We start from the raw sequence: 6,392 nt of genomic DNA, 5'->3' as shown, positions 1-6,392 counted from the left end.
TCCAACATGGACTATTCTCGCCCTGGCTATGCGTGCATCAGAATATATCGTTGATCAGTTAAAAAAACAAAATATTTAATCAGATGAATAGAAGAGATTCACTTAAGGCGCTGGCCGTTGGAACAGTCAGCGTCGGTACGTTATTAACTTCATGTGATAAAAAGGAGGGTAAAGACTCAGCAGCGGCCGGAGACTCTGGGGCCTACGGAAGAACGCCTGAAGAAAAAATAAACGATGAGAAACTGACGGCTGAGAAGTTTTTCACCACAGCAGAACTTACGACCATTGCAATCTTAGGCGATATTATCATCCCTAAGGATGATCATTCGGGAAGTGCTAGTGATGCGAAAGTTGCAGACTTTATAGAATTTATGGTAAAGGATCAGCCCAAACTTAAGCTGCCCCTACGCGGTGGATTGAAATGGCTTGATGTTAAATCTTTAAAGCTTTTCAAGAAGTCATTTTCTGATGCTAGTGCAGATCAGCGGATCCAGCTTGTCGATCTTATAGCCTATCCTGGTAAAGCACTGGCTGAAAACGCAGCGGGCGTAAGCTTCTTTGATACAATGCGCGGTCTAACAGCCACAGGCTTTTTTACGAGCAAGATCGGTATAGAAGATCTCGGATACAAAGGAAATCAACCGAATGCCTGGGACGGGGTGCCTGATGATGTTCTGAAGCAATTTGGCCTTGAATACGATGCGAAGACCCTGGAACAGTGTCTAAAGGCAGAAGACCGCGGTAAAATAATGACCTGGGATAGTTAGAATAGAAAACCGTGTAATAACAAAGGGCTGATAAAATCAGCCCTTTGTTATTACACGCGATATCGTTATCTCGCTTTTTTGGGAGCCTTAGATTTAGGCTGGTTGAATTGGGGCTTTCCCTTGGAAATGATTTCAGGAGCTCCAACAAGTGTCATTGCAGAACGGAAACCCATTTCAGCACTTGTCTCATCCTGTTGCATAAATCGTCTTGTTGCTGGATTTAGCCAGTAAGCTCTGTCATTCCATGATCCGCCTTTATAAACTCGTGAACGATCGTTTACAAGGGTAGTAATTCCATATAAGTTAGGATTTACTGAATCCAGGTGGCCACGGAAATCCGGATTGTAAGGTTTTCCGGCGATGGCTGATGTATCCTGAGCAGTTTGATTGCTTTGCATTTCGGCCCATTTTTGTTTCTTTCCAGCCGGGGCAGGATCCTTAATAGGGCGGCCATATTTATCTTTCGCATAGATGCCTTTATCTTTATCAGCGAGGCGTTTGTTTACAAATTCATTTCCTCTGAACGGATTAAAATCTGCGAAATCTTCAAACGAAAGTTTGCGATAAACATCAGCAGTCCACTCACTAACATTTCCTGCCATATTGTATAAGCCGAAATCATTTGGAACATAGCTTCTTACAGGAGCAGTAATATCTGCCTTATCATTCAGGTATCCGCCTGTACCCATATTATCACCTTCACCGCGTTTAAAGTTAGCCAGGATCATACCTTGTGTTTTCTTTCTTGGCGAACGGACACCCAAGCCATTCCACGGATATATCTTGCCGTCAGCAATGTTTTCATATTCCGTGTTACCAGCAAGTGACAATGCAGCGTATTCCCATTCAGCTTCTGTCGGTAACCGATAAGGCTGCTTCAGCACTCCGTCTTCTAAGCGAACAGGTCTTGTGGGGCCGCCTTTGCCTGCGGTTGTGGCACCGTTAGTTGCATTTGGATTAAGATCTTTCTCCATCTTTTTGCCATCGATTCCTTCTCCCCGATACTGGCCATTTAAGTATATGTCTGTGTTAAATGGATCGGTAGACGTAGAAACAGAGGTAGCAGTGCCGGCTTTTCCGCCCCCGGCAAGCGTCTTATAATCAAGTAATCTCCCCGTACTACGCAAAATTTCTTCGTTAACTCTATCCGTACGCCACTCACAATAAGCATTGGCCTGTTCCCACGTAACACCCACTACCGGATAATCCTGAAAAGCAGGGTGCCGCATGTAATTATTTACATAAGGTTCATTATAAGAAAGAGGTTGCCTCCAAACCAGGGTATCAGGAAGAGCATTGTAATAATATTCAGCATCATTGGTATAGTTCCTTCTGATCCAATACAGGTACTCTAACCAGTCTACATTTGAGACTTCAGTTTCGTCCATATAGAAAGATGCAACGGTAACTCTTCTGCGTACGTTGTCAAACTCATAACCAAGATCCTGATTAAGGCTTCCGCCCATAACAAATGTACCACCTTCAATTGCGATAGTCCCTGGGCCCGGACCGGCTTTAACTTTATTATTTACCTGAAATCCACCGTTATACTTATCGTTATAAGCCATCCCGGTTTTTGAGGACGAGCCGCTCTTTTTATTACATGAGGATAATCCGCCTGCTAAAAGAACCGCTGCGATAAAAATTAAGGATATTCTTTTCATTACTTGCAATGTAATTGGAGCATTAATTTTATAAAAATACGAAATTTGAATAATATCCCCAACGGATATTTATGTTCAATATTGTGGCTGCTAATGCAGATAGCTTATTTAAACGAAAATTCTAATTTAAGGTTACACTACTTATTTTCAGCACCGAAGTCAAAACGACTTATTAAAATGATTATTGCTTCAATCTACTTCTTAATAAAGGATGTACGTATTTAAACCTAAGTTAGGTAAAATAAGTTCTATATTATTAGTATACAGTTATTTAACGCCGATGAAATATTATTGTTAGGCACTAAAAAAAAGTTCCTCTAACTATATTATTTTTGAAAAAGAAACGTTCTATTGCAGCCTAAATTTAGACTATATTTACAAAATATGCTTATATTTAAGGCAGGTCATATTATAATTGGGTTTAAGTTTGATTTTTTGGTAATGATTAACAAACTCTCACTTTGTTGCTGTTTATTTTTTGTTGTGGCCGGATCAGCGGATCGGGTTATGGCGCAGCCTCAGAGTGATGGCAAGCGTACAAACACCATACAAACGGCCGCCCCATTTTTGCTTATCGCGCCTGACGCAAGATCCGGAGCCATGGGCGATGTAGGTGCTGCAACGTCGCCTGATGCTAATTCCAGTCACTGGAATCCTGCAAAACTTGCCTTTTTGGAACAGCCTACAGGTATTTCTGCATCTTATACTCCTTGGTTAAGAAACCTGGTCCCAGATGTTGATCTTGGATATTTAACAGTGTTTCATCGACTCGACGAGCGTAATATCATTGGTGGTTCGCTGAGATATTTTTCTTACGGATCCATCCAGCTTACAGACAACAGCCAGAATGATATCGGCGTTTACAGCCCAAATGAATTTTCGATCGATGGGACATTTGCCAGGAAATTCGGAGAAAATTTTTCGCTGGGGACAGGCCTCAGGTATATTCGCTCAAGTTTAAGTAACGGACAGTTTAACGGCCAGGATATTCAGCCAGCGACGGCCTTGGCAGCTGATGTTTCAGCTTATATGAAAAAGGGTATGGTAATGTTTGGAAAAGATACCGAACTGGCCTTTGGATTAAACATTTCCAATATTGGAACGAAAATGAACTATTCTGACGGCAGCTCAAAGTCTTTCCTTCCAACAAATATGAAACTGGGTGGCGCTTCAACATTCAATATTGATGATTTGAATCAATTCACCGTCGCCTTAGATCTTAATAAATTACTTGTTCCTACTAACCCGGTCAGAGATACTAATGGGAAAATTATTAGCGGCAAAGATCCTGACAGATCTGTGCCTGCCGGTATTTTCGGATCTTTCAGCGATGCACCGGGTGGCTTTTCAGAAGAACTCAGTGAGTTGAGTTACTCGCTTGGGACGGAATATTGGTACAACAAACAATTCGCACTTCGCTCGGGATATTTTTATGAAACCCCTACAAAAGGAGACAGAAGATACTTTACAGTTGGAGCTGGACTGAAATATAATGTCTTTAATCTGGATTTTGCTTATTTGCTTGCCAGTCAGCAAAAGAGTCCTTTAGCACAAACACTTCGCTTTTCCCTTGTATTTAATTTTGCAAAGTAATTGATGAAGATCAGAGTCGGGTTTGGGTTTGATGTACACCAGTTAGCCGAAAAACATCCATTTATTTTAGGCGGCGTCAATCTTCAGCATCATTCAGGCGCTTTTGGCCATTCTGATGCGGATGTATTAGTACATGCAATATGCGATGCTTTGCTGGGCGCAGCTAATCTTCGTGACATAGGATTTCATTTCTCTAATACAGATGAGCGCTGGGAAGGTATCAGCAGTCTTGTTATTTTAAAGGAATGTGTTGCTCTGTTGAGAGAGAAAGGATGGGACATTGGAAATATCGATGCCATGTTATGTCTGGAAGCACCAAAAATTAATCCGCATATTCCCCAAATGAAAATGAATCTTGCCTGGGCTGCAGGAATCAGCGAAGACGAAATCTCTATTAAGGCAACTACAAACGAAACTATGGGTTTTATAGGAAGGCAAGAGGGAGTAGTTGCCTACGCAGTGTGCCTAATCGAACAAGAAAGGTGACCAGCTTACTCTTGGATTTTAATATCCGAAAAATCTGCAGCGCATTTACCACAGTTACTGGCACAGGCCTTTTTACTTGAGAGGCTGCGGTAAACCATCCGCCCCAGCCATAAAACTGCCAGAGAAAATACTGCAAAGACTAAAAGTGATTGTAAGTCCATGGCGCAAAATTACTCAAAAGGGGATAACACTTCGTCTTTTGTCTGTAAATATTTATACCAAAAGTCCCCAGGGATAAACAGGGTGTTTGCTGAGGGTCTAGATTAGAGATACTCCACCTATATTTTTCTATTCTCCTTTATAAACCATACCTTTGCAAAAAATTTTAGTACAATTTTAATGCAAAAAATAAGGAATATAGCGATCATCGCTCACGTGGACCACGGAAAGACTACTTTGGTTGATAAAATTTTACATCAAACTAATTTGTTTCGCGACAACCAGGAAACAGGCGATCTGATCCTTGACAGTAATGATTTAGAACGGGAACGTGGTATCACCATCGTTTCAAAAAACGTTTCCGTTAACTATAAGGGTGTAAAGATCAATATTATTGATACACCTGGTCACGCGGATTTTGGCGGTGAGGTAGAACGGGTGCTAAAGATGGCCGATGGTGTTGTACTTTTAGTTGATGCTTTCGAGGGAGCTATGCCCCAAACAAGATTTGTAACGCAGAAGGCACTTTCCCTTGGATTAAAGCCGGTAGTTATTGTAAATAAAGTCGACAAAGAAAACTGTCGTCCGGAAGAAGTATACGAATCAATTTTTGAACTGTTCTTCAACCTTGAAGCAACCGAAGACCAACTGGACTTTCCTGTTTTATATGGGTCTTCTAAGCAAGGATGGATGAATACAGACTGGAAAGTGCAAACTGAAGATATCACTCCTCTTTTGGATACGATTCTTGAGCACATCCCGCCTGCTCCAAGTTTTGACGGAACGTTGCAAATGCAGATCACCTCACTTGATTATTCGTCATTCGTTGGCCGTATAGCTATCGGACGTGTTGCCCGTGGGGTAATTAAAGAAAACCAACCTGTTTCCCTTGTTAAACGTAATGGAACTATTCAAAAATCACGTATTAAGGAATTATATACATTTGAAGGCCTTGGCAAAGTTCGGGTTCAGGAAGTTTCTTCCGGAGATATTTGTGCCGTGGTTGGTATCGACGGTTTTGATATTGGTGATACCATTGCTGATTTTGACAAGCCAGAGCAATTGGCTATTATCAAAATTGACGAGCCTACAATGAACATGTTGTTTACAATTAATAACTCACCGATGTTCGGTAAAGAGGGAAAATTTGTAACATCTCAGCGCCTGCGTGAAAGATTATACAAAGAGATGGAGAAGAATCTTGCATTGAAGGTTGTTGAAACTGAATCACCAGATTCTTACCTGGTTTACGGCCGGGGTATACTTCACTTATCGGTTCTTATCGAGACCATGCGCCGCGAAGGTTACGAACTTCAGGTTGGACAACCTCAGGTAATCATCAAGGAAATAGATGGTGCTAAATGCGAGCCGATTGAAACTCTTATTGTAGACGTGCCTGCTGAAGTATCAGGAAAAGTAATTGAACTTGTAACTCAGCGTAAAGGTGATCTGCTGGTTATGGAACCTAAAGGCGATTTGCAGCATCTTGAATTTGAGATCCCGGCAAGGGGTATCATAGGTTTGCGTAATAACGTACTTACAGCTACCGCGGGTGAAGCTATTATGGCACACCGTTTCAAAGCTTATGAGCCATGGAAGGGAAATATCCCTGGGCGCCTGAACGGAGTCCTGGTTTCAATGGAAAAAGGATCTACTACAGCATACTCAATTGATAAATTACAAGACCGAGGGCGTTTCTTCGTGGAGCCGGGTGTTGAAGTTT

4 protein-coding genes and 1 pseudogene are annotated in these 6,392 nt (G+C 41.7%); 4 read left to right on the top strand and 1 reads right to left on the bottom strand.

The annotated features are described in order from the left end of the window. Nucleotides 1-83 precede the first annotated feature (83 nt). On the top strand, nt 84-767 hold the full coding sequence (locus tag WKF69_RS02650) for a gluconate 2-dehydrogenase subunit 3 family protein (protein WP_340379328.1): 684 nt from the start codon (nt 84-86) through the stop codon (nt 765-767). 65 nt (nt 768-832) lie between these two features. Here WKF69_RS02650 and WKF69_RS02645 read toward each other — a convergent pair whose 3' ends face one another. Further along, a complete protein-coding gene (locus WKF69_RS02645) occupies nt 833-2,431 on the bottom strand; it encodes an SUMF1/EgtB/PvdO family nonheme iron enzyme (protein ID WP_340379326.1) in 1,599 nt (532 codons plus the stop codon). 441 nt (nt 2,432-2,872) lie between these two features. On the opposite strand from WKF69_RS02645, the gene porV reads away from it, so the two are divergent. The 3 genes and pseudogenes from porV to typA form a co-directional block, all read left to right on the top strand. After that, nucleotides 2,873-4,024 (top strand): type IX secretion system outer membrane channel protein PorV, encoded by a 1,152-nt coding sequence (gene porV, locus WKF69_RS02640; RefSeq protein WP_340379324.1) that lies wholly within the window; start codon nt 2,873-2,875, stop codon nt 4,022-4,024. Between the two features lie 3 nt (nt 4,025-4,027). Then, a complete protein-coding gene (gene ispF, locus WKF69_RS02635) occupies nt 4,028-4,510 on the top strand; it encodes a 2-C-methyl-D-erythritol 2,4-cyclodiphosphate synthase (RefSeq protein ID WP_340379322.1) in 483 nt (160 codons plus the stop codon). 339 nt (nt 4,511-4,849) lie between these two features. Then, a pseudogene (gene typA, locus WKF69_RS02630) lies at nt 4,850-6,392 on the top strand (translational GTPase TypA); the annotation flags it as partial.

Origin of the sequence: Daejeonella sp., assembly GCF_037719425.1 — a bacterium.
Taxonomy (GTDB): Bacteria; Bacteroidota; Bacteroidia; order Sphingobacteriales; family Sphingobacteriaceae; genus Daejeonella.
The sequence above is the reverse complement of the archived record's forward strand: the minus strand, read 5'-3'. Positions and strand labels throughout refer to the sequence as shown.